The 22,955-nt window shown below is 61.6% G+C and carries 26 protein-coding genes, 3 tRNA genes and 5 pseudogenes; 16 read left to right on the forward strand and 18 right to left on the reverse strand.

The window, feature by feature from the left end; all coding sequences use genetic code 11:
- The first annotated feature begins 25 nt into the window (after nucleotides 1-25).
- The 3 genes from L0A91_RS10245 to L0A91_RS10255 are packed head-to-tail and all read left to right on the forward strand — an operon-like array spanning nucleotide 26 to nucleotide 2,386.
- Entirely contained in the window at nucleotides 26-1,114 is a 1,089-nt protein-coding gene (locus L0A91_RS10245; protein ID WP_397333873.1) for an SPFH domain-containing protein, read from the forward strand.
- Entirely contained in the window at nucleotides 1,107-2,042 is a 936-nt protein-coding gene (locus L0A91_RS10250) for an SPFH domain-containing protein (RefSeq protein WP_235244366.1), read from the forward strand. The genes L0A91_RS10245 and L0A91_RS10250 overlap by 8 nt, the downstream gene beginning before the upstream one ends.
- Nucleotides 2,039-2,386, forward strand: a complete 348-nt coding sequence (locus L0A91_RS10255) for a hypothetical protein (RefSeq protein WP_235244368.1) — start codon at nucleotides 2,039-2,041, stop codon at nucleotides 2,384-2,386. Before L0A91_RS10250 ends, L0A91_RS10255 begins: the two co-directional genes overlap by 4 nt.
- On the opposite strand, the gene L0A91_RS10260 is transcribed toward L0A91_RS10255, so the two are convergent.
- The 3 genes from L0A91_RS10260 to L0A91_RS10270 are packed head-to-tail and all read right to left on the reverse strand — an operon-like array spanning nucleotide 2,358 to nucleotide 3,434.
- Nucleotides 2,358-2,699: a hypothetical protein gene (locus tag L0A91_RS10260; RefSeq protein ID WP_235244370.1), complete on the reverse strand. Its 342-nt coding sequence runs from the start codon at nucleotides 2,697-2,699 to the stop codon at nucleotides 2,358-2,360. The genes L0A91_RS10255 and L0A91_RS10260 overlap by 29 nt on opposite strands.
- A 5-nt stretch (nucleotides 2,700-2,704) precedes the next feature.
- Entirely contained in the window at nucleotides 2,705-3,193 is a 489-nt protein-coding gene (locus tag L0A91_RS10265) for a hypothetical protein (RefSeq protein WP_235244374.1), read from the reverse strand.
- Complete coding sequence (locus L0A91_RS10270; protein WP_235244375.1) at nucleotides 3,183-3,434, reverse strand: hypothetical protein; 252 nt, start codon at nucleotides 3,432-3,434, stop codon at nucleotides 3,183-3,185. Before L0A91_RS10270 ends, L0A91_RS10265 begins: the two co-directional genes overlap by 11 nt.
- Before the next feature lie 496 nt (nucleotides 3,435-3,930).
- Between L0A91_RS10270 and L0A91_RS10275 the strand changes: the two genes are divergently transcribed.
- Both L0A91_RS10275 and L0A91_RS10280 read left to right on the forward strand, forming a co-directional pair.
- Nucleotides 3,931-4,095: a hypothetical protein gene (locus tag L0A91_RS10275; RefSeq protein WP_235244378.1), complete on the forward strand. Its 165-nt coding sequence runs from the start codon at nucleotides 3,931-3,933 to the stop codon at nucleotides 4,093-4,095.
- Nucleotides 4,095-4,241: a hypothetical protein gene (locus tag L0A91_RS10280; RefSeq protein ID WP_235244379.1), complete on the forward strand. Its 147-nt coding sequence runs from the start codon at nucleotides 4,095-4,097 to the stop codon at nucleotides 4,239-4,241. The genes L0A91_RS10275 and L0A91_RS10280 overlap by 1 nt, the downstream gene beginning before the upstream one ends.
- Before the next feature lie 123 nt (nucleotides 4,242-4,364).
- Here the strand turns inward: L0A91_RS10280 and L0A91_RS10285 are convergent, their stop codons facing one another.
- Nucleotides 4,365-4,823 (reverse strand): GNAT family N-acetyltransferase, encoded by a 459-nt coding sequence (locus L0A91_RS10285; RefSeq protein ID WP_235244381.1) that lies wholly within the window; start codon nucleotides 4,821-4,823, stop codon nucleotides 4,365-4,367.
- 31 nt (nucleotides 4,824-4,854) lie between these two features.
- Between L0A91_RS10285 and L0A91_RS10290 the strand changes: the two are divergent.
- The 9 genes and pseudogenes from L0A91_RS10290 to L0A91_RS19010 all read left to right on the forward strand — a co-directional run bounded on the left by L0A91_RS10290 (nucleotide 4,855) and on the right by L0A91_RS19010 (nucleotide 9,020).
- Nucleotides 4,855-5,876, forward strand: a pseudogene (locus tag L0A91_RS10290) (PHP domain-containing protein).
- A gap of 97 nt (nucleotides 5,877-5,973) precedes the next feature.
- Nucleotides 5,974-6,046 (forward strand) — tRNA-Glu (locus L0A91_RS10295).
- A gap of 69 nt (nucleotides 6,047-6,115) precedes the next feature.
- A tRNA-Asp gene (locus L0A91_RS10300) sits at nucleotides 6,116-6,189 on the forward strand.
- 58 nt (nucleotides 6,190-6,247) lie between these two features.
- Nucleotides 6,248-6,322 (forward strand) — tRNA-Phe (locus tag L0A91_RS10305).
- Between the two features lie 91 nt (nucleotides 6,323-6,413).
- Entirely contained in the window at nucleotides 6,414-7,247 is an 834-nt protein-coding gene (locus tag L0A91_RS18990; protein WP_311197773.1) for a hypothetical protein, read from the forward strand.
- Nucleotides 7,217-7,615 carry a hypothetical protein gene (locus L0A91_RS18995; RefSeq protein WP_311197774.1) on the forward strand — a complete coding sequence of 133 codons (399 nt, stop codon included), beginning with the start codon at nucleotides 7,217-7,219 and terminating at the stop codon, nucleotides 7,613-7,615. Before L0A91_RS18990 ends, L0A91_RS18995 begins: the two co-directional genes overlap by 31 nt.
- Entirely contained in the window at nucleotides 7,579-8,127 is a 549-nt protein-coding gene (locus L0A91_RS19000) for a DNA polymerase (RefSeq protein WP_311197775.1), read from the forward strand. Before L0A91_RS18995 ends, L0A91_RS19000 begins: the two co-directional genes overlap by 37 nt.
- A 63-nt stretch (nucleotides 8,128-8,190) precedes the next feature.
- A complete protein-coding gene (locus tag L0A91_RS19005) occupies nucleotides 8,191-8,637 on the forward strand; it encodes an alpha/beta hydrolase (RefSeq protein WP_311197776.1) in 447 nt (148 codons plus the stop codon).
- Nucleotides 8,634-9,020 (forward strand): hypothetical protein, encoded by a 387-nt coding sequence (locus tag L0A91_RS19010; RefSeq protein WP_311197777.1) that lies wholly within the window; start codon nucleotides 8,634-8,636, stop codon nucleotides 9,018-9,020. The genes L0A91_RS19005 and L0A91_RS19010 overlap by 4 nt, the downstream gene beginning before the upstream one ends.
- Before the next feature lie 70 nt (nucleotides 9,021-9,090).
- On the opposite strand, the gene L0A91_RS10320 is transcribed toward L0A91_RS19010, so the two are convergent.
- From L0A91_RS10320 to L0A91_RS10375, 13 genes and pseudogenes are all read right to left on the reverse strand, one after another.
- The gene (locus L0A91_RS10320) at nucleotides 9,091-9,321 is read right to left on the reverse strand and encodes a glycine betaine ABC transporter substrate-binding protein (protein ID WP_235244383.1); all 231 of its coding nucleotides are present in this window, start codon (nucleotides 9,319-9,321) and stop codon (nucleotides 9,091-9,093) included.
- 2 nt (nucleotides 9,322-9,323) lie between these two features.
- Nucleotides 9,324-10,046, reverse strand: a complete 723-nt coding sequence (locus L0A91_RS10325) for a glycine betaine ABC transporter substrate-binding protein (protein WP_235244385.1) — start codon at nucleotides 10,044-10,046, stop codon at nucleotides 9,324-9,326.
- 32 nt (nucleotides 10,047-10,078) lie between these two features.
- Nucleotides 10,079-10,213, reverse strand: coding sequence for a hypothetical protein (locus tag L0A91_RS17510; RefSeq protein WP_260115187.1), 135 nt, complete (start codon nucleotides 10,211-10,213; stop codon nucleotides 10,079-10,081).
- On the reverse strand, nucleotides 10,210-10,851 hold the full coding sequence (locus L0A91_RS10330; RefSeq protein WP_235244387.1) for an ABC transporter permease: 642 nt from the start codon (nucleotides 10,849-10,851) through the stop codon (nucleotides 10,210-10,212). The genes L0A91_RS17510 and L0A91_RS10330 overlap by 4 nt, the downstream gene beginning before the upstream one ends.
- A complete protein-coding gene (locus L0A91_RS10335) occupies nucleotides 10,851-11,411 on the reverse strand; it encodes a CBS domain-containing protein (RefSeq protein ID WP_235244389.1) in 561 nt (186 codons plus the stop codon). Before L0A91_RS10335 ends, L0A91_RS10330 begins: the two co-directional genes overlap by 1 nt.
- Nucleotides 11,339-12,046, reverse strand: coding sequence for an ATP-binding cassette domain-containing protein (locus L0A91_RS10340; protein WP_235244390.1), 708 nt, complete (start codon nucleotides 12,044-12,046; stop codon nucleotides 11,339-11,341). The genes L0A91_RS10335 and L0A91_RS10340 overlap by 73 nt, the downstream gene beginning before the upstream one ends.
- On the reverse strand, nucleotides 12,043-12,633 hold the full coding sequence (locus L0A91_RS10345) for an ABC transporter permease (protein WP_235244391.1): 591 nt from the start codon (nucleotides 12,631-12,633) through the stop codon (nucleotides 12,043-12,045). The genes L0A91_RS10340 and L0A91_RS10345 overlap by 4 nt, the downstream gene beginning before the upstream one ends.
- 304 nt (nucleotides 12,634-12,937) lie before the next feature.
- Nucleotides 12,938-14,803 carry a chorismate-binding protein gene (locus tag L0A91_RS10350; protein ID WP_235244392.1) on the reverse strand — a complete coding sequence of 622 codons (1,866 nt, stop codon included), beginning with the start codon at nucleotides 14,801-14,803 and terminating at the stop codon, nucleotides 12,938-12,940.
- A gap of 167 nt (nucleotides 14,804-14,970) precedes the next feature.
- Nucleotides 14,971-15,447: a hypothetical protein gene (locus L0A91_RS10355; RefSeq protein ID WP_235244393.1), complete on the reverse strand. Its 477-nt coding sequence runs from the start codon at nucleotides 15,445-15,447 to the stop codon at nucleotides 14,971-14,973.
- A 312-nt stretch (nucleotides 15,448-15,759) separates the two neighbouring features.
- Nucleotides 15,760-17,452 (reverse strand): annotated as a pseudogene (gene ilvD / locus L0A91_RS10360) (dihydroxy-acid dehydratase).
- Nucleotides 17,449-18,477, reverse strand: coding sequence for a ketol-acid reductoisomerase (gene ilvC, locus L0A91_RS10365; RefSeq protein WP_235244394.1), 1,029 nt, complete (start codon nucleotides 18,475-18,477; stop codon nucleotides 17,449-17,451). The pseudogene ilvD and the gene ilvC overlap by 4 nt, the downstream one beginning before the upstream one ends.
- A gap of 86 nt (nucleotides 18,478-18,563) precedes the next feature.
- Entirely contained in the window at nucleotides 18,564-18,884 is a 321-nt protein-coding gene (ilvN, locus tag L0A91_RS10370) for an acetolactate synthase small subunit (protein WP_220121905.1), read from the reverse strand.
- Nucleotides 18,885-18,967: 83 nt separating this feature from the next.
- Nucleotides 18,968-20,746, reverse strand: a pseudogene (locus tag L0A91_RS10375) (acetolactate synthase large subunit).
- 438 nt (nucleotides 20,747-21,184) lie between these two features.
- Here L0A91_RS10375 and L0A91_RS10380 point away from each other — a divergent pair.
- Nucleotides 21,185-21,456 (forward strand): annotated as a pseudogene (locus L0A91_RS10380) (carbohydrate ABC transporter permease); the annotation flags it as partial.
- A 213-nt stretch (nucleotides 21,457-21,669) separates the two neighbouring features.
- On the opposite strand, the gene L0A91_RS10385 reads toward L0A91_RS10380, so the two are convergent.
- On the reverse strand, nucleotides 21,670-22,230 hold the full coding sequence (locus L0A91_RS10385; RefSeq protein ID WP_235244396.1) for a type 1 glutamine amidotransferase domain-containing protein: 561 nt from the start codon (nucleotides 22,228-22,230) through the stop codon (nucleotides 21,670-21,672).
- 63 nt (nucleotides 22,231-22,293) lie between these two features.
- Here L0A91_RS10385 and L0A91_RS10390 point away from each other — a divergent pair.
- Nucleotides 22,294-22,739: pseudogene (locus L0A91_RS10390) on the forward strand (FAD-dependent oxidoreductase); the annotation flags it as partial.
- Nucleotides 22,740-22,955 lie beyond the last annotated feature (216 nt).

The following is a 22,955-nucleotide window of genomic DNA, read 5'->3' on the forward strand; positions in this document are numbered from 1 at the left end:
CCCGTGGAAGCGCGTCTCCTACATCATTAACGTGACCCGCGAATACCCCTTTAACGCACCGATCCGTCAGGCCCCGACCAAGTCGGGCGTCCAGGCCTCGGTTGACCTGTTCTTGCAGTTCCGGATCATCAACGCCCGCGAGTTCGTCTTCGTGTTGGGTGCTGTTCAGGGCTTCCAGGACAAGCTAAACAACGCGATTTCGGAGACCACTCGCTCGCTGATTTATGAGCAAGAGGCCGCTGGCATTTATGACCTCGTGGGTGAGAGCACCCAGGGACTGCTTGAGCAGTTGAACGCGCAGTTTGCCCCGGCAGTGCAGTTGACCACGGCCAACATCACGCACGCTGAGCCTGCCAACCAGGGCTACCGGATGGACCTCGCGGCGCCGGAGATGATCCGAGTCGCTAAAGAGGCCTACACATACGAATACGAACTGCAGTTGCGCAAAGAGCAAAACGACGGTGACCTTAACAAGGACCTCGCGTCGTTGAATGAGACGTTGTCCTCGATCCAGGCCGACATCGCGCGCTACCAAGCGCAGATGGACACGGCCCTGGAGCGCGAGACAAACCGCGCCGATGCTTTGGCCACTCAGCGCTTCGTTGAGGCTGAGTCCACGGCTAACGCCAACGCAGCAACCCTGGAAGCCCAGGCACTCGACATCCGCGCCATGAGCGCCGCCTTGGCGCCGGAGATCCTCGACTACCGCTACCAGCAGGACATGCTGACCCAGTTGGAGTCGTTGGCCGAATCGCTGCCGCAGATCGTCCGGGTGGGCGACGACACCAATGGTGTCGACTTCTTGCAGGTTGCCCGTCAGTTGATTGGCGACGCAGACGCCCCGCTCTTCTCCGATGCCGACATGGCCGACATTCAGTCGCGCAAGGACGCCATCAAGGACCGGGTGGCTAGCCGCAAGGACGCTATTGATCGACTCCTAGAAGCTCCGCAAGAGACACAGGTGGAGATTGTTCCCGAGTCTGAGGACTCCTCCCACATCCCCGGCGAAGACCGGATGGAAGAGATTCGCAGGTCGGTCGCCGAGCCCGGTGACCCCGGCGAAGTAGCCACCCAGACCAGCCCTAAGCACCGTGAGGATGAGCAGAATGTCTGAGCAATCCTTTAGCCCAGCCCAAGCCGCCCACGGCCACGGCATGTCCTCCATCAAGGAAGCCCTCGCTGGTTGGGGCGACGTTGCAGCGCTGCTGCGCGGCGGCGAAGGTGGCTCACTCGTCCCCGTCGTCATCCCCAAGGACTCACGGGGCCTACGCTGGCTGACCTTTGTCTGGATCGCGGTCTGGGGTCTGATCAGCGCGATCTTCTTGTTCAGCTCAGACCACGGCGGCCTGGGCGTCACCGCAATCATCGTGTCGATCCTGCTTCTAGCCCTCGCTGGCCTGTGGTGGTGGCGCTCCTCGATCGTCGAGATCGAGGAAGGCACCATCGGCGTGCTGACCAAGTTTGGCGCCATCAGCGGCCGTGGCCTGACTCCGGGACGCCACTACCTGTGGCACCCCTGGGCTCAGGTTGCCTACGTCGTCGACGTCACCACCGAAATCCCCTACTCGGCACCAGTGCTCTCCAGCCCCACGGCCGAGAACGTGCCGTTGAAGTCGATCGAGTTCTTCCTGCGATTCCGCATCATTGACGCGATCCGCTTCGTGCAGACCATCGGTGCCGGCAACTTTGACCTGGTGCTGTCCAACGCGGTGCAGGACGCGATCCGCCAGCGTAGCCGCCAGGTTCGCACCGAGCAGGCCTATGACCTTCGCGGCTCGGACGTCAAGGACATGCAGGACATCTTGAACCGGCAACTGACTCGGTATGGCGTGCAGATCATGGGCTCGAACATCCCGGATGTGCAGCTGCCCGACCAGTACCGCAACCACCTCTCCACCCGCGAGCGCGTGGCCAAGGAACTGTCGGCGTACGAACAGGAATGGGAACTTATCCGCAAGCGTCGCATCGACAACTTGCTGATCGAGATCGAGCGCTCAAGAAGGTCCGCGACGCTCGCATCATTGAGGTTAAGGCCGCCTTGAATAAGGCCCGCAAGGACGTCGCGCAGATGCTTGAAGAGCGCGAGACCGAGGCTCAAAAGGTCAAGTACCAGATTGAGACTCGGGCCCGCACGAACCTGGTCACCGCCCAGGGTGAAGCCAAAGCTCAGGAAGAGTTGGCCACCGCATACCGCGACAACCGCGCAGTGCTCGGGTATGAATTGGCTCGCCGCCGACTGCAGGTCGGCACCGCGCTGGCTGAGTCAGCACCTCGTCCGGTTATCGTCCACACCGACGGTGGCTCGAGTGACAACTCGGCGCTGTCGACGTTGCTGATGGCTCAGTTGCTGCCGCAGATCAGCAAGGCCAACAAGAACAACGGCTAGTTCGACGCGCCGGCGTAGGCGCTAAAAGGTGGCGGTCTCCGTTTGGGGGCCGCCACCTTCGTGTTCGCGTCAGGGCAAGGCGAAGGCCGATATTGCTCCGATGATGCTCAGCTGCCGCTGACCTGCTCAGCGACGACCATGGTGTTGTTGACATAGCTGTTGAGGTCTGGCTGCCAAGCCCTGAGCAGTTGATCATCACCAGTTGGTGCTCACCGGTCTGATCGAAGGTGTCGGTGTCGGAGGCGAGCGCGTCCTTGTCGATTTCGTTGATCTCGGTGACTTGGTAGTCGATGACCGCCGCGCCGTCACTCACCGTGATCACATCACCAGTGCTGACCGAGAGCAGTTCGCCAAAGAAGCCGGGCCCACCGGGGTCGTCACATGCCCGGCGAGCACAGTGTTGCCAAAGGGGTCGCCGGCATACGCGGTGCCGTCCCACCAGCCGATATCGTCTGCATTTTCGGGGACCACTAGCTCGCCGCCAATAGTCATGGCTGGGTGGACAGACGCTGTCTGCTCGCTCGGCAGAGTCACGTCAGTTGGCACGAAGCGGGTCGTGGCACTTGCCGCCTCAGTGCCCTGCTGGGCTGCGGGTAGGTCGCTGGCATCCGAGACTGGCTCCTGCGAGGACACGGTGATGCTGCCTTGGACCTTGGCCAGGCCGGACGCCTCCGCTGCACTTGGCGTGCCGGTCATGACCTGCCCGCCAATCCAACCTGTGCCGATAGTGCCAACGGTGGCCAACCCCACGATCAGGGCGGCCGGGGTGCGGCGCGCGACCGAGCGTGCGCGGTGGCTACCGCGCACGGTTCGGTGAGCTGGCGCCCGACTCAACGCAAGACAGAGCTAAGAAGCTATTCGCTGGGTGCAGGACACCAAAGAAACCGCCGGTGCCAGTGTTCACGACAGTTGGTGCCTCGGAGCCAGATTCGTCGACTTCGATGACATGGACGGCCACATTCATCGTTTGAGCCTCTGGGTCACCAACCGCGAAGACCCGGTTGAGGGTACCGCCAGTGACCTGGAAGTCCAGTGGGCCCAAGATCACCGGCGCACTTTCACCCGTAGGGACAATTTGGACCTCATAGGTGTCGACCGGGACGACCAGATTCAGCGATTCCCCATTCGCAATGTTGGCAAAAGCACGTCTCCGTTAACTAGCACGTCGGCTGGCGGAACGGCTGCCGTATGGGCCACCGTCAACGACGCCTTGTCAGCCTGAACTGCAGATAGGTCGTTGTCGAACGTGGTCACGATGGGGTCGCCAGGCGCGTGTGTGGTCACTGCTTTTCTCGTGACCGCGGTCGCTATCTACGACGGCACGCCGGAGCCGCTTCCAGTGAACGCCGCTGACGCCAGCGATACTGCGGCAGCAACGGACGTGCCCGTTGATCAGGCACTCGCGACCGCGACGCCCGAGCCCACAGCTGCGGGAGTTGAATTGCCGAGCGAGGGCCCAGGAGTCACTGAAGCTGGCTTGCGGCTGATTGCTGCTGATTGCTGCGCCACTATCCGATGGCACCTGGGACGTCTCCGAGCAAGTCATGCTGACCGAACCAACCACGACCTTGACCTTGGCTCCGGCCGACATCTCCCGTGCCGACAGCCAATTTGGCTTCGCTCGCCCTGAAGCAACCTCAGTGCAAGTCAGCGTGGGCGAGCAACCAGTCGTCATCCCAGAAGCGCGAGTCATCGGTTTCAAGAGTTAGTGACCTCTGACTACGGCCTGGTGTTCTTCATCAAGGTGGCAATCTTTGGCGCCATGCTCTTGATGGGCAACCACGGCCGCAAGTATGCAAACGGGGTAGCGTTGCGCGGCGGCGGCTGCCCGAGCTTCAAAAGACGCCAAGATTAACCACGACAAGCTGGCTAAAGGCGGCCCGGGTATGCATAGCCTCGCGGTCGCGATGGGCGCTGAGTTGGCCATCGCTTTTGGGATCCTGCTAACGACCTCGCTACTGGTTTTTGTTGCTCCGCACTAGTTAGCGTGCTCCAGCCGCATCGGCAGGTGCGGGATGCCGTCTTCAAGGAAATCGTCGCCGCAGCGAGCAAAGCCAAACTTCGCATACCACTGCTCCAGGTGAGCCTGAGCTTCGATGTTGATCGGGGCATCCGAGCAATGCTCGATGGCTGCCCGCATGAGCACAGCCGCATACCCTTGGCCGCGGTGGTTGGCATGGGTGGCAACTCGACCGATGCGCCAGCCCTGCTCCGGGGTGCCAACGTTATCTCTCAGGGTGCGCACGGTTGAGGCGATATCGCCCTCAGCCTCAATCCACCACTGCTGCGCATCTGCGTCAAGGTCGCGACCGTCCAGCTCGGGGTAGGGGCACTCCTGCTCGACGACGAAGACGTCCACTCGCAAGCGCAACAGCTCATACATCGTCTCTGGGGCGATTTGCGTGATGTGGCTGCGCTGGATCTCGTGCTCAGTCATGCCAGGAATGCTAGCCGGTAAAATGATCAGCATGAGCATCGAACCTGTCGACGCACTGCGGCGGATCGCCTTCTTGCTAGAACGTTCTCACGCTTCGACCTACCGCGTGAAGGCTTATCGCGAGGCTGCCACAACCCTGCTGGGCCTGCCAGAGGATCAGGTCCCCGAGCGGGTCGCCAAGGGCACGCTCAAGCAATTGCCGGGCATAGGTGACTCAACCGCCACCGTGATCGAGCAAGCCGTGGCAGGCAGCATTCCCGACAAGTTGGCCGAGCTAGAAGATACTGTTGCGGGCCCACTGGCGACCGGCGGGGAGTCGATGCGCAAATTGTTGCGTGGGGACCTACACAGCCACTCGGATTGGTCTGACGGCGGCTCCCCGATCCAAGAGATGGTCGCAACGGCGATGGAGATCGGACACGACTATCTTGCGCTGACCGATCACTCGCCCCGGCTCAAGGTGGCCAATGGGCTATCTGCCGAGCGCCTGCAACGCCAGATTGGCATCATCGACTCCATCAACGGAGCACTGGGCGATGCCTTCACCCTGCTAAAGGCCATAGAAGTCGACATCTTGGACGACGGCGCACTCGACCAAAGCGCCACCATGCTGGACCAACTCGATATCCGCGTTGCCTCGGTCCACTCAAACTCAAGATGGAGTCGGCCCCGATGACCCGACGGCTGGTCGCGGCCGTGCGCCTGCCGCATACCAACGTCTTGGGGCACTGCACCGGGCGATTGGTTGAGGGCTCTCGAGGGACCCGAGCCCAGAGCACCTTTGATGCGGAGGCGGTCTTTGCAGCCTGCGCGGAAGCGAACACAGCCGTCGAGATCAATTCACGCCCCGAGCGTTGCGACCCACCCGATGACCTTCTAGCTTTGGCGATCGAAGCCGGGTGTTTGTTCGCCATCGATACGGACGCCCACGCCCCTGGCCAACTCGACTTCCAGGCGTATGGCTGCGAGCGGGCAGTACGTCTCGGCTTGCCCCCTGACCGGGTAATTAATACCTGGGACCTGCCCGATTTGCGGGCCTGGGCCAACCCGTAAAGATTCCGTTTTGTAGATCGGCTGAATCTGCCGTATCGTTCCTGTCTGTCCTCAGGGAGACTGAAATGCCTCGGCAAGTCGGTTTTCTCGAGACTAGGTCCCCATCGTCTAGCGGCCTAGGACTCCGCCCTTTCACGGCGGCAGCACGGGTTCGAATCCCGTTGGGGATACGAGAAGAAATAAGGCATACTTCTCAAGGCGAAACACTTCGGTATGACGCCACACGCAAGGCCTACCAAGGCCCCGTAGCGCAGTTGGTTAGCGCGCCGCCCTGTCACGGCGGAGGTCGCGGGTTCGAGTCCCGTCGGGGTCGCAGTGATGCACCGCTGTATTGTTCTTCTTCGGGAGGCAATATAGCGGTTGTCGCTATCTGGCCAGGTAGCTCAGTTGGTACGAGCGTTCGACTGAAAATCGAAAGGTCGGCGGTTCGACCCCGCCCTGGCCACTCACGAAAGCCGCGAGTCTGCCCCCTGATGCACTTGCGGCTTTCGTTTGCCCGCCGTGCGTTTCACCGGTCACCCCAGCGAAAGACCGCCCATGTATGCCGTGCTTAGCGCCACTCAAGATGGTGCCAGCGTGCAACTCGTGGGCCAGGATCTGCAGCCGCTCGGCCCTCCTGACGTCATTAACCGCGATGGCTTGCCGGACCTCGTCCGCACCCTAAACGCTCGGCATACTGTGAATTCGCCAGCGGACTTGCGGTGGGTTTGGGCCGACACCACCCGCTGGTATCCCACGCTCCTCGCCGCTGGCCTGCGGATTGAGCGCTGCCGCGACTTGCGCTTGACTCGGCGCATCATCCGCGGGTCGTCGCTGACCGCCGATAGCCACCTCGCTGGCCGCGGTGAGGACTTCTGGGACCGGGCCACTCCCGCTAGCCCTCCCAAAGCCCTCTTTGACGCTCCCGAAGCCCTCTTTGCGGCTCCCGATGACGCCTTTGGCGGCCTCGCCTTCGCTGACGTCGACGTGTTGGGTGAGTTCGCGGCTCAACAGGATGCGATCTTGGGTAGCCCCGCGGCCGGGCGGCTTTCGATGCTGGTGGCGGCTGAGTCTGCTGGTGCCTTGATTGCCGCCGAGATGTCGCACGCCGGGCTGCCGTGGAGCGCTCAGGAGCACGACGCCCTCCTCACCGAAGCGCTTGGCCCTCGCCCGCGACTCGGCGACCGACCGGCCGTCCTTGAGGACGTGCGGATCGAGGTCGCGCAAGCCCTCGGCAGTCCTCTCTCAACCCTGACTCCGCGGTCTCGTTGTTGCGAGCTTTACGCGAGGCTGGGATTGACGTCGAAAGCACTCGGTCCTGGGAGTTGCAGCGCATCGAGCATCCAGCGATTGAACCGCTCTTGCGCTACAAGAAGTTGTCTCGCCTGCTGACCGCCAATGGTTGGGCCTGGTGCGATACCTGGGTGCGCGGTGGCCGTTTCCGCCCGGATTACGTCGTCGGTGGCGTTGTCACCGGACGCTGGGCGACCTCCGGCGGCGGAGCCCTGCAGATCCCCCGCCAAATCCGTCGTGCTGTCCTTTCCGACCCTGGCTGGACCTTCGTCGTCGCGGACGCAGCGCAGGTCGAGCCTCGGGTGTTGGCTGGCATGGCCCGCGATGAAGCTATGGCGGCTGCGGGGCGGGGTGGCGACCTCTACAGCGGCATCGTGGCCACCAGCGCGCTCAGCACCCGTGAAGAAGCCAACCAGCCCTGCTGGGAGCCATGTACGGCGCCACCACCGGAGCCAGCGCTGACCTGATGCCACACCTGCGCCGCGCCTTCCCCACCGCTCTTGAGTATGTCGCTGCTGCCGCGGCCGCAGGCGAGCGCCGGGAGTCGGTGATGACCTGGTGGGGTCGAACTTCGCCGCAACCCGCAGTGTGGCCCACGGAAGAGTCGGCCGCCCGGACGGCCGGGCGCAGTTGGGGTCGCTTCACTCGCAATTTCGTGGTGCAGGGCAGCGCGGCGGAATGGGCCATGTCGTGGATGGCGATCTTGCGCGGACAACTGAACGCATTGGTTGTGACCGGTTACTCGAGTCCTGAACTCGCGGCTCCTGGAGCGGCACCTGCGCCTTTCAACAACCACCCGCACCTGGTGTTCTTTGTGCACGACGAAATTGTGGTGCATACCCCTGTAGAACTGGCTGACGAGGTAGCAGGTCTTGTGCGCGATGCAGCAACGGCCGCCGGCCAGCTGATGTTTGGCGACTTTGCCGTGGAATTCCCGCTGAGCGTTGCTGTCGTTGACTGCTATGCCGATGGCAAATGATTTAGTGAGATCTTTGCTCGATTGGGGCTGCGGATTTGGGGTCCGTTTGATTGACTGGAAGACATGAGCACAGTTGAAATTTCCAGTTTTGGGATGCCACTCAACCTTGAGGTCAGTGATTCTGGCGGTGCGGGTCGCCCCGTCGTCTTGATCCACGGTTGGCCCCTGACACACCACGCTTGGGATGCCCAAGCCGATGCACTCACGGACGCTGGCTATCGCGTGGTTCGTTATGACCGCCGTGGCTTTGGTGAATCCGACAAGCCGGCCGAGGGATACGACTACGACACCCTGGCCGACGATCTGGCTGGCCTGCTGGTTGCGCTCGATCTGCGAGATGTCTCGCTCGTTGGCTTCTCAATGGGCGGCGGTGAAGTAGCCCGCTATATCCAACGCCACGGGGAAAACCGCCTGCGCAGCGTGGTCTTTGCCTCAGCAGTGCCGCCATTCATGCTCACTCGTGATGACAACCCGGACGGGCCCTTCTCCCCGAAGCAGGCAAGGGCATGAAGGAATCGCTCAGCGCTGGCCGGGATGAGTTCTTCCCTGGTTTTGTGCAGAACTTTTACACCGCGGGAGACGAGATGGTGGCCAGCGGCGCTGTCGTTAACGACAGCATCGCGATGTGCCTGCAATCGGATCAAGATGCCGCGTTGGCGTGCATTGACGCGTTTGGCACCACCGATTTCCGCGAGGACCTCAAAGACGTCACCGTACCGACCCTGGTGTTGCACGGTGATGCCGACGGGATCGTGCCGTTTGAAGGGTCAGGACAGCGCACTGCCGCGACGATCGATGGCGCTCAGACGGTGTTGATCGAGGGCGGCCCGCACGGTGTCAATGCCACCCATCCGGACGAGTTCAACAAGGCTTTGCTGGACTTCTTGGGCTAGAACTCACCGACAAAACCACAACACGATGCCCCGCCAAGAGACCTTGGCGGGGCATTCGTTTGAGCTAGAACTAATCAGCCGAGCAGGTCGTTCGACTCAAGAAGTCACGAGCAACATCTTCAGGCTGTTCCAGGTCAACGGAAACGCGAGCGTTCATGTCGTTGATGGCATCCTGAGTCAGCGCTGCCGAGATCGGGTCAAAGATGGCGTCCAACTCAGCGCTGTTGGCGTCGTAGACATCCTGGGTGAAGACCGGGCTCGGGTTGTAGAGCGGGAAGAACGCTTCGTCGTCTTCCAACACGGTCAGGTCCAGGCCTGCAATGCGGCCATCGCTGGTGAAGACCTCACCAAAGTTGCAGGGTCGCGCTGGTCAGCCTGGGTGTAGACCAGAGCGGTGTCGAGCACGGTGACGTTGTCACCGGGGAACTCGAAGCCGTAGGCCTCTTCCATGCCGGGCAGACCGTCATCGCGAGTCGAGAATTCGCTCTCAACGCACAAGGTGGCCATGTCCGGGTCGTCTGAGATCAAAGCGCCCAGGTCTGAGATTTTGGTGGGGTTGCCCAGCTCGTCGGCCGCTTCGGTCGGGAAGGCAATGCCGTAGGTGTTGTTGAACTCGGCCGGCTGCATCCACACCAGTTCCTCGTCTTCGAGGTCGCGGTCCCGGACTGCTTCGTACTGCTCGATGCGGTCCGGGATCGGGTCCGTCTCGCCGAAGAAGCTAATCCACGCGGTGCCGTTGTACTCCCAGTAGGTGTTGATCTCACCACTGGTCAGTGCTGCGCGGGTGATGTCGGTGCCACCAGTGTTGATCTGGTCGGTGACGTCGGCGCCGTTTTCTTCCAGAGCGATCTTGCTGATGTTGCCCAAGATGAGCTGCTCGTCGAAGTCCTTGGAGCCAACGGTGATCGAGACGCCCTCAAGCGAGCCTTCGCCGCCGCCCGAAGACGCGTCGTCTCCACCACAAGCGGCCACGGTCAAGGTGAGTCCTGCCGCCATGCTCAGTGCGGTGATCTTCTTGCTGGTCATATGGTTCCTTTCGTGGTGCGAGTTGATAGTGATCACAACCCGCGGGGAGATGCCAGACGTCCAATAACGCCGGCAAGATAGTCGACGGTCAGAGCGAGGGCCGAAACCATCACGACTCCCGTCACCAGCACTGGGTCACGGTTCAGCTGGATCCCGTTAAAGATCACAAAGCCGAGTCCACCAGCACCAAAAAGGTGGCCAACGTGGCGGTGCCAACGTTGATAATGAGGGCGGTGCGGATACCAGCCAGCATGACCGGCACCGCGAGCGGCATCTCGACGCGAGCCAACACTTGGCGACTCGACATACCCATGCCACGAGCAGCCTTAATCAGGCTCTTGTCGACCTGCTGGATGCCGACCATGGTGTTGCGCAAAATTGGCAGTGTTGAGTATGCGACCAGGCCAAAAATAACGCCTTGCACGCCGATGCCAAACCAGATGACCACAATCGTCAACAATCCAAAGGACGGGATTGCCTGACCGGCGTTTGCCAGCCCCAAGACGAACGGCGTCGCTCGCTTAAGGGATGGCCGTGTCACCAGAATGCCCAGCGGGATCGCGATCAAAATCACCAAGGCTGTTGAGATGCCCGTCAGGTAGAGGTGTTCCATCAGGCTCTCGGTCAACACCTCCTTGTTGAGAACGCGCATCTCAATGCTGTCCAGTTCCAGGCTGCTAATCCAAAGGTAGGTAGCGAGCAAGACTGTGATGATGAAAATCGGCGTCCCAAAGAGCGCTAACTTCTTGCGTGTTTGAGACTGCTGGCCTTCTGTCTCAACGACAGGAGCGGGAGCAACGGCCATCAGTCGATCGCCTCCGTGAACTCCTTCTGCGCCAAGTAGAACTTGCTGTTCTCCTCGCGCATCGTCCGGACTGCCGTCAAGATCGACTCAATGTCGACAACACCCTGGAACACGCCCGACCCATCCACCACGATGGCGACGCCACCGTTGGAGGTAATCAGCTCGTTGAGCGCATCCGACAAGGTGGCCTGTGGCTCAACCGTGGCCGTCGCTGGCAGCCCCAACTTGGCGATGTCTTCGCCAGCATGCGCACGACTGAGGTCCCGGGCGCCAACCCAACGCAGCGGGCGACGCTGGTCGTCCAAGATCATCATCGTTGACCAGGGCGACTCCGCGAGTCGCTGGCGCAGGGTCGACAACTCTTCGTGCGCAGTGCCGGTTGGTGTGTCGGTGGCCATTTCGATGTCGCGGATACGCGTCAGGTTGAGACGCTTCAGCGATGCGCCCTGACCGATGAAGTCCGAAACATAGTCATCAGCCGGGCTGCTCAAGATCTCTTCCGGGCTAGCGAACTGCGCGATGTGAGACTGCTCCTTGAGCACGACAATCTTGTCGCCCATCTTGATGGCCTCGTCGATGTCGTGGGTGACGAAGACAACGGTCTTTTGGATCTGAGCTTGCAAACGCAAAACTCGTTTTGCAGGCGCTCACGAGTGATGGGGTCGATGGCACCGAACGGCTCATCCATCAACATCACGGGCGGGTCGGCTGCCATTGCGCGAGCCACACCCACGCGCTGACGTTGGCCACCAGAGAGTTCCTTAGGGAATCGGTCGCGATACTGGCTTGGTTCCATGCCAATCAGGCCGAGCAGCTCATCGACCCGCTCATCCATCCGGCCCTTTTTCCAGCCGATCATGCCCGGCACGGTCGCAATGTTTTGGGCGATGGTGCGGTGCGGAAAGAGGCCCGTCTCTTGGATAACATACCCGATGCGGCGACGCAGGCTATCGACCTGGGCGTCCGTAACGTCTTCGCCTTCAAGGATGATCCGACCCGAGGTCGGCTCGATCAACCGGTTGATGAGCTCCATCGAGGTGGTCTTGCCGCAACCTGAGGGTCCAACAAAGACGACGATTTCGCCCTTCTGGATGGTCAACGACAGCTTGTCGACTGCCGGCACGCTCTGGCCAGGGAATGTCTTGGTGAGCTCGTCGAGCTCAATCATCACTTCGGAAGTGGAGTTAGTGCTCATCGAATACCTCGCGGGGTGGTGAAGCGGCGGATCAAGATAAAGGCGGCGTCAAACAGGTAGGCCACGATGACAACGGCCAAAGTGCCTCCGTAGACGAGGTTCTCCGCGCCCGGGGAGCCAAGAGAGCGCAACCCACGGAAGATTTCGTTGCCCAGGCCAGGGCCACCAACAATGGCGGCGATGGCGGCAATTCCGACGACGACCTGGGTGGAGACCCGAACGCCGGTGATGATGACTGGCCAGGCCAGCGGAAGTTCGACCTTGGCGAGCCGACGCCAAGACCCCATCCCCATACCGCGAGAAGCCTTGACGATGGCTGGACTCACTGATTGCAGACCGGCCACCGTGTTGCTGATGATGGGATACAGGGCGTACAGGGTCAGGCCAGCAATGGCTGGAGGTGCACCCAGTCCAAAGATCGGCACGAAGATAGCCAACAAAGCCAGCGACGGGATGGTCAGCATGATGCCCGCACCGCTCAGGATGATGGGGTTCCAGCGAGTTTTTCGGTGCGCAGTGATGCCCAAGGGGACACCAATGAGGATAGCCAAGCCCATGGAAATCAGCACAAGGTTGATGTGCTCCAAAGACAGTTCAAAAAGGTTATCCCCACTCCGACTTAGGTAATCAAGGAAGTCCATTCGTCTCCTACAGTCAGCTTGAGGGCTGCCACAATTCGCCGTCTCGGCGTCACAGGCCGTGGCGGCTTTCTTTTATGACTACACGCGTGACCAGGGTTTTCAACTTGAGCACCAATCACGTCACGATCACGAAACGATGCGGTCACATTAATGAGCACGCGACTAAAAACCCTTGCCAAACTGAGCGCTTGCCGCGATAATTTCGCGGTAAAGGCGGAGCGGTAATTGCCCCCGCTAGCGCTGTTGCGATCTAGCCCAAGGCTGAGTGCCGGATTAACCCATGCAAAGTGGTGAGCCCATCGCGCGAGAGCACTGACTCCGCGTGCCCCTGCAAGCTGGCGGTCTTGGGGCCCCGCAGCGCAACAACGGCATCATGGATCGGGTCTACGGCGACCTCCAGCGGCGCCCCGCTAGGCAGCGTCGCATCGCCGGGCCGTGCGACGAACGTGTTGTAGAAGCCAATCTTTGCCTGATCGCCCCACAAGTCGACGGGGATCTGCACTCCCTGATTGGGCTTGGGCAACTTGACCAGGGTCATACCCGCGATATCAGCCAACACTTGGTGACTCAGGCATACCGCGAGCAGGGGCCGGTCCTCGCTCAATCGCGCTTCCATCAAGGCTCGGGTATGCGTGATCCGCTCATCGCTGGCGTCGCCAGGGTCGCCCGGGCCGGGGCCAAACAGTACGAGGTCGAAGTCATCCATGCCCTCGCGGCTCACGTCACTCCAGCGCTGCACTTCGGCATCCAGGCCAAAGTGACGGACCTGGTGGGCCAGCATCTGGGTCCAGGTGTCTTCGTTATCAACAATCAGCACGCGCTTGCCCAGCAGGTCTGGGTCAGGGCGTGGCTCCTGCGGTGACAACCAGAACGGCGCCAATGTCTCGTTGCGGGCTTCCAGCGCCTCGGTGACCTGATCCAGGTCGCGCAACTGCACGGCATACTTCAGTTCGCGGCGCGGGCGCAGACCAAGGGCGGCCAACATACCGCTGGCTTTTGCTGTCGTCTCAGCCACTTCGGAGACCGGGTCACTGTCCCGCACCAAGGTCGCACCAGCGCTAACTCGGACCTGGCCATCGGCGGTGAGGTGTGCCGTGCGGATCAAGATGGGGGCGTCTAGGTGCTCGGCGCCCATCTCGTCACGCTCCAGCAGGGCCAGCACGCCTGCGTAATAGCCGCGGCCGGCTGGCTCGTGACGCTTGATGACGGTGCAGGCGTTTTCCATCGGCGAGCCGGTCACTGTCGGAGCGAACATCGTCGCCCGCAGGACGTCGCGTGGGTCGGCGTCGCTGCGGCCGTCGAGCAAATATTCGGTGTGCGTCAGGTGCGCCATCTGCTTGAGATAGGGCCCGGTGATGCGGCCGCCATCGGTGCAGATCTGAGCCATCATCTTCATCTCTTCGTCAACGACCATAAAAAGCTCTTCAGTCTCTTTGGTGTCCTTGATGAAGGCGCGGAAGTTGGGCTCAAGCTCGGCGACATCGTGGGGGTGCCGGAAGGTGCCCGAGATCGGGTTCATTCGCACGCGGCCATCTTGCACGCTGACATGCCGCTCGGGGGTGGCACCAACGAGGGTGTGCCCCGTGGTGTTAACCGCAAAGGTCCAATAAGCCCCGCGCTCGTCGCTCAGCAGGGTGCGCAACCAGGTCAGAGCGGCCAAGGCCGGCTCGGTGTCGACATCGCAAAGAATGTCTCGGCGGATCACAAAGTTGGCGCCCTCACCGTTGCCGATCTCATCGTCGATGACCCGCGAGACGATCTGCGCATAGTCCTCATCCGAGACGCTGAAGCGGTCGTTAGTGACGTTGACGTCGATCTTTGGCAGGAGCGCGTGCACCTCTTCGCGAGGAATGCGCTCGAGCTGGGTGGCAGCCAGAACGCGCAGCGGGGTGCCGTCATCGTGGGCGTCAAAGCCCCGCTCCTGGATTTGCTGGAACGGGACGAGCGTCAGGACCGGCAAATCAGGCTGTGCGCTAGGGATATCAGTCAACACGTCGATGTCGCGGATCTCGCCGACGATAACCTCGGCGTGCTCATGGCCTTCCCGCACCAAGATTGCCCAAGCCAGCCCGGTGGGGTCGGCGAGGACACGGTCGAGCAGCGGGTAGGCAGACATGGGCCGATTCTTTCACGTCTGGGCCATGCGCCTTTCATCTGCGGTGTGACGAGAATTTCTGGTCGCTGGCGAGTGAATCGGCACATGGCGAGGAGCTTCCGTTCGCACAATATGTCGCGATTCGCGTGTTTGGAAGGGCGATCAGCGAGAGTTTCTGCGAATCGTGCCTAGCCGGAGTCAATCGGCCTCGGCAGTGGGACGTCCTCGCTACACGTGTCGTCTGCGCCAACCGGACATGAAACAAGTGCGGTCGGGAAATAGCTATCCCCCGAGCGCCCCTCACCGCCGACCTCCTCCCAGGCAATGTGGAACCCAGAGAGTATGGCCTCCTGATCGAGATCTTCGGGCGTCACAGCAACAACAACTCCATCACTGGGCCACTCTTGATCACATTGAGCTTCAATCTGTAGTGGCTCGGGTGGGTCAAAGGCGTGAGCCTGTTGGATCTCTTCCCCAGAAAGGGCCGCACCTAGTTCGTCACTGGGCGATTCGAGACTAACCACGAAATGGTCGGTCAGGCTGCCATTGGTGGAGTCCTCGACCTCTACGCTCGTGATCTTCACTCGGGCGTCAGTCGGTAAACACACACTTACGACGTAAGCCAAATCTTCGCCCGCCACGATCTGGTCGCGCGCAACGATCATCGAGTCAGCGGCAGGGAAGGCTGGCCACAGGAGCTGATCTTCGCTGGAATACGGCGGGTTCGACCCCGATTCGGAGCACCCGGCAAGCAATGCCAGACAAACCAGGAGCGTTCCCCTGCGGAGCGTCTGAGCGCGCACCTGTCCCACTTTCGCTTGGCCATGCATGAGATACCTCGAATAGTGCGCTGCCAAACCAGCATCGTCAATAGATGCTGATCCGCAGACAAAGCGTCCGCCTCACCACCGTGGTGAGACGGACGCTTGAGTATGCCGACAGCTAGGCTCGCAGATCAGCCGAACTTCAGCAACGCGCTAGTGCGTGACCGCGCCTTGGGCTGCAGAGCCGACGGTGCGGCAATACTTGAGAGCACACCGCGACGAGCCCGCTCAGGCCGTGGCGGCATCGTCCAACGGGTCAGGCGATCAGCCAACACTGACTCATCGACCAACACGTCCAGCGTGCCATCAGCCACGTTGAGCACGATATTGTCGCCGTCCTCGACCAGGCCAATTGGCCCGCCATCAACAGACTCTGGCGCGATGTGACCGACACAAAGGCCGGTCGTGCCGCCAGAGAAGCGACCGTCGGTGATCAGCAAAACGTCCTTGCCCAAGCCAGCGCCCTTGATCGCACCGGTGATGGCGAGCATCTCGCGCATTCCGGGGCCACCGCGGGGGCCTTCTTGGCGGATCACGACAACGTCATTGGCGACGATGGTGCCGTCAGCCAAGGCGTCGAGGGCAGCGCGCTCGCCCTCAAAGACACGAGCCGTGCCCTCAAAGATGTCGGAGTCAAAGCCGGCCGACTTCACCACAGCACCTTCAGGAGCCAACGATCCGTGCAGGATGGTCAGGCCACCGCTGGCGTGGATCGGGTTACTGATTTCACGCAACACCGTGCCATCCAGCTTTGGCGGGTTGAGCTCAGTCAGGTTTTCGGCGAGAGTCTTGCCAGTCACCGTCAGCACATCGCCATTGAGCAGGTCGGCGTCGAGCAGAGCCTGCATGACGACCGGGATACCACCGATGCGGTCAACGTCGGTCATCACGTGACGACCGAATGGCTTCACGTCGGCCAGGTGCGGCACCTTCGCGCCGATGCGAGCGAAGTCGTCCAAGGTCAGCTCGACCTCAGCTTCGTTAGCAATGGCCAGCAAGTGCAGCACCGCGTTGGTGGAACCACCCAAGGCCATCACGACGGCGATCGCGTTTTCAAAGCCGGCTTGGTCAGGATGTCGCGAGCCGTGATGCCTTGGCGCAGCATCTCGACCACAGCAACGCCCGACTTGCGAGCAATGCCATCGCGACGACGATCTGTCGCGGGCGGAGCAGCCGATCCAGGCAGCGCCATCCCGAGAGCCTCAGCAGCCGCAGCCATCGTGTTGGCTGTGTACATCCCGCCACAGGCACCTTCACCTGGGCAGATAGCCCGCTCGATAGCGTCGACGTCGGCCTCAGAGATCAAGCCCTTGCGGCAGGCACCAACAGCCTCAAAAGCATCGATGATGGTGACCTCGCGACTGGTGCCATCAGACAACTTGGCCTGACCAGGCAAGATCGACCCGGCGTAGACAAACACCGAAGCCAAATCCAACCGAGCAGCAGCCATCAGCATGCCGGGCAGCGACTTGTCGCAACCGGCCAGAAGCACCGAGCCATCCATCCGCTCTGCGGACATCACGGTCTCAACGGAGTCGGCAATGACCTCGCGGGAAACCAACGAGAAGTGCATACCCTCGTGGCCCATCGAGATGCCGTCCGACACCGAGATCGTGCCGAACTCCAGCGGATACCCCTGAGCAGCGTGCACGCCTTCCTTCACCGACTTCGCGAGTCGATCCAGTGGCAGGTTGCACGGGGTGATCTCGTTCCAGGACGAGCCAACCCCAATTTGGGGCTTAGCGAAGTCCTCATCGCCCATCCCGACAGCCCGAAGCATGCCGCGCGAGGCGGTGGCTTCCAGACCGTCGGTGACAACGCGCGAGCGTGGTTTGATATCGCTCATCGTGCGGCGGAGCCCTCCACGTAGTCGTCGTCGCCGGAGCGGACCCAGGCCATCATGCCGCGCAGGTCCTTGCCAACGGCTTCGATCGGGTGAGCAGCACCCTTGTCACGCAGACCCTTGAACTCCGGGGCGCCAGCGTCCTGGTCATCGATGAAGCGCTGGGCGAACTTGCCGTTCTGGATGTCGGTGAGGACAGCCTGCATGTTCTCCTTGGCCTGGTCGCCAACGACGCGGGGGCCAGAGACGTAGTCGCCGTACTCAGCGGTGTCGGAGACCGACCAACGCTGCTTGGCGATGCCACCCTCGTACATCAGGTCAACGATCAGCTTGAGCTCGTGCAAGCACTCGAAGTAGGCAACCTCGGGCTGGTAGCCGGCCTCGGTAAGGGTCTCGAAGCCCTTCATCACGAGCTCGGAAACGCCACCACAGAGCACAGCCTGCTCACCGAACAGGTCGGTCTCGGTTTCTTCGGTGAAGGTGGTCTTGATGCCACCAGCGCGCAGGCCACCAATGGCGGATGCGTAGGCGAGCGCCAGGTTCATGGCCTGTCCCGAAGCATCCTGCTCAACGGCGACGAGCACGGGGACACCGCGGCCATCGACATACTCGCGGCGCACCAAGTGGCCGGGGCCCTTGGGCGCAACCATGCAGACGTCAACGTTGGCTGGCGGCCTGATGTAGTCAAAGCGAATGTTGAAGCCGTGACCGAAGAAGAGCGCGTCGCCCTCTTCGAGGTGGGGCTCAATGGACTCGGTGTAGACGTGGCGCGCGACGTGGTCGGGCACCAGCAGCATGATCAGGTCGGCTTCGGCGGCAGCCTCGGCGACGGTGACAACACGCAGACCCTCGGCCTCAGCCTTGGCGCGCGAGCTGCTGCCCTCGGCCAAGCCAACGCGGACGTCAACGCCGGAGTCACGCAGCGACAGTGCGTGGGCGTGGCCTTGACTTCCGTAGCCAATAACGGCGACAGCGCGGTCCTGAATGAGACTCAGATCGGCATCGGCGTCATAAAACATGGTGGCCATAATCAGGTGTTCTCCTCGAGTGGTTCGCTGTATGCGGTAGTGGGGTGAAGCGTTTTTAGTGCGGTTTGGGCGCAGCCCGGCTGAGCCTAAGCCCAGGAGTTAGCCATCGCGCCAACCGGCCGGGGCCCGTTGTCGTTGATGACCCACAACTTTTCGCGGATCGCGGTGGCGTCATCCAACTCTTCGATGTGGATGACCTCGATCAACTTGTCGAGCTGGCTGGTCACCTTGTGCAGCTGCTCAGAGTCGACGTTGATCACGATCGTCATGCGGGAAACCTTGGGGTCTTCGGTGGGACCGACCACCAGGTGGTCGATGTTGAAGCTGCGGCGGGCGAAGAGGACCGAAACTCGGGCCAGAACGCCGGGGTTGTTCTCGACCAGGACTGAAAGTGCGTGACGGCTCATCGTTGAGGCCTTCCGGGGTTGGTTGTTCTGGTTGCTGGCAGCTCCGCTTGGAGACTGCCCGTGGTCTGCGCTGTTGTGCGGGCTCACTCGTCATCTCCAAAGTTCGGGGCTAAATCGCGGGCGTACTGGATCGCGTCATTGCTGGTGCCGGCCGGGACCATCGGCCACACCATGGCATCTTGGTGGACGCGAAAGTCCACCACCACGGGGCGGTCGTTGATCTCCATTGCGCGAGCGATCGTCGCGTCAACATCTTCTGGATTGTCGCAGCGCAGTCCGACACACCCGTAGGCCTGCGCCAACGTGACAAAGTCGGGCACCTGCATCGAGGGCAACTGCGAACTGCTGTAGCGCTCGGAGTAGAACAGCGTCTGCCACTGGCGCACCATGCCCAGTGCCGCGTTGTTGATAATCGCGACTTTGATCGGGATGCCTTCGACCGCACAGGTGGCCAACTCTTGGTTGGTCATCTGGAAGCAGCCATCGCCATCGACAGCCCACACAATCTGATCGGGGCAGGCGACCTTGGCGCCCATCGCGGCTGGCACCGCATACCCCATCGTGCCGAGGCCTCCAGAGTTAATCCACTTGTTGGGCTGCTCGTACTTAATGAATTGGCTGGCCCACATCTGGTGTTGGCCCACGCCGGAGGTATAGATAGCCTCCGAGCCGACGATCTCGCCCAACCGCTGGATCACATACTGCGGCGACAGCGAGCCGTCCTCGGGCTCATCGAAGCCCAGCGGGTAACGCTCACGCATGATGTTGCAACGCTCGACGAAGTCCGAATAGTCGTAGGCCTCGCCAGCCGCCTTGCGCGCGGCGAACTCGTTGATCAACTGGCGAATCGTCTCTTGCGCATCGCCGACTAGGCCAACCGCGGTGACCCGGTTTTTGCCGATCTCAGCCGGATCGATGTCCGCGTGGATGACCTGAGCGTGCGGCGCGAACGAGTCGCGAGCACCAGTCACCCGGTCATCAAAGCGAGCACCGAGACTGATGATGAGGTCAGAGCGCTGCAGAGCCGCAACCGCGGTCACCGTGCCGTGCATACCGGGCATCCCCATGTGCTGCGGGTGGCTGTCCGGGAAAGCGCCGCGAGCCATCAGGGTGGTGACGACTGGGATGCCGGTGATCTCAGCAACCTCAACACCTCTTGGTGTGCGCCAGAGCGGACCGTGCCGCCACCGACATACAACACGGGGCGCTGCGCCTTCAGCATCAAGTCGATCGCGTCGCTGACAGCTTCTGGTGCGGCGGTCGTACGCGGGTGGTAACCCGGCAAGGCCAACTGCAGCGGGGCATCACCGGTCACCAACGCGGTCAAGGCGTCCTTACTGACGTCAACCAGGACCGGCCCTGGCCGACCGCTTGCCGCCAAGTGGAAGGCGCTGGCGATCGTCGCCTCAATCTGGTTGGGGTCGGTCACCAAGAAGGAGTGCTTCGTCACCGGCATCGTGATGGAGCGAATGTCGGCTTCCTGGAAAGCATCCGAACCCATCGCAGCGCTGGGCACGTTGGCCGTGATCGCCACGATCGGAATGGAGTCCATGTTGGCGTCGGCCAACGGGGTAACCAGGTTGGTTGCGCCCGGACCAGAGGTAGCCATACAGACACCGACCTTGCCGGTCGCAGCTGCATACCCTGGGCGGCGTGGCCGGCGCCCTGCTCGTGGCGCACCAGGATGTGGCGCAGGCCAGGCGTTTCGTAGAGCGCATCGTAGAGCGGAAGGATGCAGCCCCTGGCAGCCCAAAGATGTGCTCGACACCTACGCGCTTCAGCGTTTCAACGAGAGTCTCGGCGCCCGTGAGGGGTGCCGATGGCGTCGAAGTGCTGGCTGCGGCTGAAGTGACCGTGCTCATGTCGATGATGTCCTTGTCTCAAGGTGGTGCTGGTCGTCACAGGTGGGCATTAAAAACCCCTCGGCCGATGAGGCAAGCGAGGGGAGGACGCGTCAGTGGAGATTCAGAGGACGACGCGCCCTTTAGCAATAAGTACGAGTTGAGACTGCATAGAGGTAAGAATGCGCCACGATTTCCCTCACGTCAAGTTCGGGAGTGACCTACACCACGCGACCTCAGCCCAGGCTGGCCTGTCGGCGCGACCGCAATGCAGCCCCAGGACGCCCATTGATACTAAAAACACATCTATTCGGTACTTTCCTGTGCTCAAGGTGCTCACTGCCGCCTGAGGCCCCCTAGGAAGACTCTTCGACGCCCGGCGCACGGACATTCATACTCAATGGTTGTGTCGTGGTCCGGTCGGCCAGATCGAGTTGGCGGTACTCCGAAGGCGTCGTGCGCATCGTGCTTCCGCTGGTCTTACCGGGTATCGCGGCTGCCGCCTTGATTTCCTTTATCTTTGCGTGGAACGAGTACTTCTTCGCGACAATCTTGACGAGTGCTGATGCTCGGACGGCACCACCGTTCTTGGGCAGCTTTGTTGATGGTCGTGGCCAGTTCCTTTCCACCCTGTCCGCCGCTGCGACCATGGCTGCCTGCCCGTGGTCATCGCTGGCTGGGTGGCACAGAAGCAGCTAGTCCGAGGGCTTTCCATGGGAGCCGTCAAGTAGACAACTGTTCACCCACATCAATGGTGGCGCAGACGACATCGTCGTTTGCGCCACCATTTTGCGTCCGCTCAGCGATCCACTTAGCGCAGGGCCGCCAGCATCTCTTGGGCCAGCGGTCCCGAGGACGCCGGGTTTTGCCCGGTGTACAGGTTGCGGTCGGTCACCACGTACGGGCCCAGGCCTCACCCGACTGGAAATCGGCGCCAAGCGCCACTAGTCGGTCCTGCAGCAGCCAGGGGCGTTGTCAGCCAGGCCAGCCTGCGACTCTTCGGTGTTGGTAAAGCCGGTCAGGCGGTAGTCGGCGAAAGGGGACCCGTTCTCTGAGTCCTCGGTGGCCAGCAGCGCGGCGGGCGCGTGACAGACAATGCCCAACGGCTTCTGCGAGGCCAGCGTGCTGGTGAGCACGTGCGCGGACGCCGCGTTGGAACTGAGGTCCTCCATGGGCCCGTGCCCACCGGGGTAGAAAACCGCGTCGTAGGCGTCGGGGTCCACGTCTTCAAGCCGTAGTGGCTGAGTGAGTTGAGCGATCCGTCCGATTTCGGCCTCAAGCTCGTCGGCGCGTTCCTGCCCTCCGTTAACCTCGGCGGCGAGGCTGCCTGCGTCGACTACCGGCTGCACCCCGCCTGGGGTCGCGATGATGACCTCATGACCGTTGCCGGTGAAGGTACGGAACGGCACCACTAACTCTTCGGCCCAGTAGCCTGTGGGATGCTGCGAGCCGTCCTTGAGCGTCCAGTGGTCTGCTCCAGTCACCACGAAAAGGATGTTGCTCACGTTTTCTCCTTCGTTGACGTATGCCAGCGAATGCCTGGCATACCCAGAACGCGCGGCTGGCGTATGCAATTCCGCGCCAACCGATCCTGCTGTCCTGGCACCGGCCCTGGCTCCGAAGCCGATCACTATGACGTTGTTGTCCTTGGCGCTGGCCCCGGTGGGTATGTCGCGGCAATCCGCGCAGCCCAACTGGGGAAGAGCGTTGCTGTGGTGGAAAAGAAGTATTGGGGTGGTGTCTGCCTCAACGTTGGCTGTATCCCTTCAAGGCGCTTCTGAAGAACGCCGAGTTGGCGCACACGCTGACCCACGACAAGAAGAAGTTCGGCATTGAGGGCGACGCGACCATGTCGTACGGCCCGACACATGCCCGTAGCCGCCAGGTTTCTGCTGGCATCGTCAAGGGTGTTCACTTCTTGATGAAGAAGAACAAGATCACCGAGATCGATGGTTGGGGCACCCTCAAGGATGCCAAGTCCATGAGCGTCGAGCTCAACGACGGCGGCACTCAGGCGTCGAAGTGCTGGCTGCGGCTGAAGTGACCGTGCTCATGTCGATGATGTCCTTGTCTCAAGGTGGTGCTGGTCGTCACAGGTGGGCATTAAAGAACCCCTCGGCCGATGAGGCAAGCGAGGGGATGACGCATCAGTGGAGATTCAGAGGACGACGCGCCCTTTAGCAATAAGTACGAGTTGAGACTGCATAGAAGTAGGAATGCGCCACGATTT

Origin of the sequence: Ornithinimicrobium sp. INDO-MA30-4, from assembly GCF_021535045.1 — a bacterium.
Taxonomy (GTDB): domain Bacteria; phylum Actinomycetota; class Actinomycetes; order Actinomycetales; family Dermatophilaceae; genus Ornithinicoccus.

Coding starts and splice junctions, on each gene's coding strand:
- L0A91_RS10250 (WP_235244366.1), top strand. CDS start 1,107: ATGTCTGAGCAATCCTTTAGCCCAGCCCAAGCCGCCCACGGCCACGGC.
- L0A91_RS10275 (WP_235244378.1), top strand. CDS start 3,931: ATGCTGACCGAACCAACCACGACCTTGACCTTGGCTCCGGCCGACATC.
- L0A91_RS10285 (WP_235244381.1), bottom strand. CDS start 4,823: ATGACTGAGCACGAGATCCAGCGCAGCCACATCACGCAAATCGCCCCA.
- L0A91_RS18990 (WP_311197773.1), top strand. CDS start 6,414: ATGTATGCCGTGCTTAGCGCCACTCAAGATGGTGCCAGCGTGCAACTC.
- L0A91_RS19000 (WP_311197775.1), top strand. CDS start 7,579: ATGTACGGCGCCACCACCGGAGCCAGCGCTGACCTGATGCCACACCTG.
- L0A91_RS19005 (WP_311197776.1), top strand. CDS start 8,191: ATGAGCACAGTTGAAATTTCCAGTTTTGGGATGCCACTCAACCTTGAG.
- L0A91_RS19010 (WP_311197777.1), top strand. CDS start 8,634: ATGAAGGAATCGCTCAGCGCTGGCCGGGATGAGTTCTTCCCTGGTTTT.
- L0A91_RS10325 (WP_235244385.1), bottom strand. CDS start 10,046: ATGACCAGCAAGAAGATCACCGCACTGAGCATGGCGGCAGGACTCACC.
- L0A91_RS10330 (WP_235244387.1), bottom strand. CDS start 10,851: ATGGCCGTTGCTCCCGCTCCTGTCGTTGAGACAGAAGGCCAGCAGTCT.
- L0A91_RS10335 (WP_235244389.1), bottom strand. CDS start 11,411: ATGGGCGACAAGATTGTCGTGCTCAAGGAGCAGTCTCACATCGCGCAG.
- L0A91_RS10340 (WP_235244390.1), bottom strand. CDS start 12,046: ATGAGCACTAACTCCACTTCCGAAGTGATGATTGAGCTCGACGAGCTC.
- L0A91_RS10350 (WP_235244392.1), bottom strand. CDS start 14,803: ATGTCTGCCTACCCGCTGCTCGACCGTGTCCTCGCCGACCCCACCGGG.
- L0A91_RS10355 (WP_235244393.1), bottom strand. CDS start 15,447: ATGATCGTTGCGCGCGACCAGATCGTGGCGGGCGAAGATTTGGCTTAC.
- ilvC (WP_235244394.1), bottom strand. CDS start 18,477: ATGGCCACCATGTTTTATGACGCCGATGCCGATCTGAGTCTCATTCAG.
- ilvN (WP_220121905.1), bottom strand. CDS start 18,884: ATGAGCCGTCACGCACTTTCAGTCCTGGTCGAGAACAACCCCGGCGTT.